Annotated in this window: 1 protein-coding gene, 1 tRNA gene and 1 rRNA gene; 2 read left to right on the forward strand and 1 reads right to left on the reverse strand. The window is 28.0% G+C overall.

Features of this window, described 5'->3' with window-relative positions; translation table 11 throughout:
- The first annotated feature begins 289 nt into the window (after positions 1-289).
- On the forward strand, positions 290-2,263 hold the full coding sequence (gene pulA / locus AAT22_RS02835) for a type I pullulanase (protein ID WP_047000194.1): 1,974 nt from the start codon (positions 290-292) through the stop codon (positions 2,261-2,263).
- Between the two features lie 235 nt (positions 2,264-2,498).
- Here pulA and AAT22_RS02840 read toward each other — a convergent pair.
- Positions 2,499-2,575: transfer RNA gene (locus tag AAT22_RS02840), tRNA-Arg, on the reverse strand.
- A 483-nt stretch (positions 2,576-3,058) separates the two neighbouring features.
- On the opposite strand from AAT22_RS02840, the gene AAT22_RS02845 reads away from it, so the two are divergent.
- Positions 3,059-3,328: ribosomal RNA gene (locus AAT22_RS02845) — 16S ribosomal RNA — on the forward strand; the annotation flags it as partial.

The following is a 3,328-nucleotide window of genomic DNA, read 5'->3' on the forward strand; positions in this document are numbered from 1 at the left end:
CGATTCTCATCACCCGCTCCAAAAAATAAAGGATAACATAAGTTATCCTTTATTTTTTTGCTTTTTAATAAAATTATAAAAAGTTAATAGAATAATATAAAATTTCATTACTTCCACCTTAGGCATATATAAGTCTAATGAAATATATTGCATTTATAATAAAATAAATTTTTAAATTATAAATAATAATTTACTATAATATTTGTATTCTTACACAAATGTTATTATAGTAACTAAAAATAATATATTTTAGAGATATAATACAATTATTAAAGGAAAGGGTGGTAGTATGAATTTTAATTATGATGAACTTGATAGTTTATATAAATATGAAGAAGAGTTAGGAGCTATTTATACGAAAAAACAAACTATTTTTAGGATATGGTCTCCACTAGCAGAAAATATGAAATTAAAGCTTTATGGAAAAGAAGGCTATGACTACTCTAGAGATTCTATAGACATTATAGAAATGAAAAAAACAGATAGAGGAGTTTTTGAAATCATAGTAGAAGGAGACTTACATGGTGAGTATTATAACTATTTAGTTAATATCAATGGAGAAATAAATGAAGTAGTTGATATCTATGCTAAGGCAGTAGGTGTTAATGGAAAAAGAGGAATGGTAATAAATTTAGATAGTACTAATCCAAAAGGTTGGAAAAATCATAGAATTCCATCATTTGATCCTTTAGATTCAATTATATATGAATTAAATATAAGAGATTTTACAATAGATAAAAACTCTTTAGTTGACGAAAATATAAGGGGAAAATTTAAAGGATTAACTCAAGAAATAAATAAAACTGATAATATAACAACTGGATTTAATCATCTAAAAGAACTTGGAATAAACACAATACAATTAATGCCGAGTTTTGATTATAAAACTGTAGATGAAGAAAAATTTAGTGAATTAGAATATAATTGGGGATATGATCCGCTAAATTATAATTCTTTAGAAGGTTCTTATTCTACAAATCCTTATTTATCGGAAGTGAGAATAAAAGAATTTAAGGAAATGATATTAAAGGCACATGAAAATAATATTAAAATTATTATGGATGTTGTGTATAATCATACCTTTGATACAGAAAATTCCAACTTTAACATGAGTTTCCCAAATTACTATTATAGACAAAAAAGAGATGGAAATTTTTCAAATGGATCAGGTTGTGGAAATGAAATAGCATCAGAAAGGTATATGGTAAGAAAGTTTATTGTTGACTCTATCATATATTGGGCAAAAGAATACAAAATAGATGGATTTAGATTTGATTTGATGGCTCTACATGATATGGATACAATGAAGAGGATTAGAGAAGAACTTAGTAAGCTAAATAAAAATATACTAATTTATGGAGAAGGTTGGAAGGCGGATGATTCACCATTATCTGATGATAAGTTAACTCTTAAAAAAAATATAAAAAAATTTGATAAATTACAAATAGGAGCTTTTAGCGATGATATAAGAGATGCAATAAAAGGAGACGTTTTTCAAAAAGAAAAAGGTGGGTTTATAAACGGAGAATCAGATCTTGAAGAAAGTATAAAGTTTGGTATAATCGCATCTATAAAGCATAAAGATATAGATTACAATAAAGTTATTTATTCAGATGAGTACTGGGCAAAAGAACCATATCAAGTTATAACGTACACATCAGCTCATGATAATTATACTTTATGGGATAAGATATGTTTAGTTGAAACTTCATCATCGGAGGAAGAAAAAAAAGATATGAATAAAATGGCAGCAGCTATAGTACTAACATCACAAGGAATTCCATTTATACATTCAGGAGATGAAATACTAAGAACTAAGAAAGATAAAAATAACAATTTAATAGAAAATAGCTATAAATCGCCTGATTGCATTAATAAATTTGATTGGAAGAGAAAAGAAAAGTATATAGATGTTTTTAATTATTACAAAAAACTGATTAATTTAAGAAAAAAACACGAAGTATTTAAAATGAAATCAGCAGTAGATATACAGGAAAATATTTCATTCTTAAATATAGGAGAGAACTTTAATGAGAATAATATAGTTGGATATATAGCTAATGGGGACAAAGTAGGAGATAATTTAGGAAAAATAGCAGTTATATTCAATTCTAATAAAAATGAAGTCGAGGTAGAACTAGACCATAGTAAGTTTGAAGTAATAGCAGACAAAGAGGATATAAATGAAGAAGGGCTTTATTATATAGAAGGAAGCAAGATTAAGGTTAAGCCTATTTCTTTTATAATATTGAAATATTTATAAATTGTAAAACAATTTATTTAGTGCACAGCTTAGAATTCACAGTTTACTTGTACAAAGTATCTATTATTTTAAACTTACCAACTAGTCATGCAAAAAAAAGGCAATAGATAAATAGTTGTACATAAACTTATCTATTGCCCTAATTTTAAATTTCTGTTCTCTTTAAATCCTTATAATTTGAATTCTGTGAATTGTGATTTGTGAAATAGAAATTTTATTTTGCAAAATATAAAAATGGTGCACCTAGAGGGATTTGAACCCCCGACCACTGGATTCGAAGTCCAACGCTCTATCCAACTGAGCTATAGATGCTTATTACAAATTCAATAAACAAATATATTATAATACTAATACTTTTAAAATTCTACAATTTAATTCTGTAGAATTCTAATTTTAAGGTATTAATCTTACACATATCCACGAGTATCAATATATGAGAAATAAAGATATATTAATAAAATATAGTGAAAATAAAAAATAATCTTAAATAAACGGATTATATATATTTTTAGATAAGTGAAGCTATGATAGAATAATCAATGTTCTTGAGAAATAATTGTCTAATAAAAAAATATTGACAATGAATACTTGAGATGTTAAGATGTAGAAGTCGCTTATGTGACAAGATCTTTGAAATTTGAACAGAAAATAAGTTAAGTAAAATAAACCAGCAATTCTTTTAGAAGTCTTAAGTGAGAATCTAAATTTAAATTTAGTTATTCGAACTTACAACGCTGACAATAGTAAGCGTTGTTGCATTAAAAGACTCAAAGTAATTTGAGACAGATTAAACTTTTTATTGAGAGTTTGATCCTGGCTCAGGACGAACGCTGGCGGCGTGCCTAACACATGCAAGTCGAGCGAGGAGATTCCCTTCGGGGATGAACCTAGCGGCGGACGGGTGAGTAACACGTGGGCAACCTGCCTTATAGAGGGGAATAGCCTTCCGAAAGGAAGATTAATACCGCATAACATTACATTTTCGCATGAAGAAGTAATTGAAGGAGCCATCCGCTATAAGATGGGCCCGCGGCGCCTTAGCTCGTTGGAGAGGGAACGGCCCAC

Origin of the sequence: Clostridium sp. C8 (genome assembly GCF_001010885.1) — a bacterium.
Lineage (GTDB): Bacteria > Bacillota > Clostridia > Clostridiales > Clostridiaceae > Clostridium > Clostridium sartagoforme.

Coding starts and splice junctions, on each gene's coding strand:
- pulA (WP_047000194.1), top strand. CDS start 290: ATGAATTTTAATTATGATGAACTTGATAGTTTATATAAATATGAAGAA.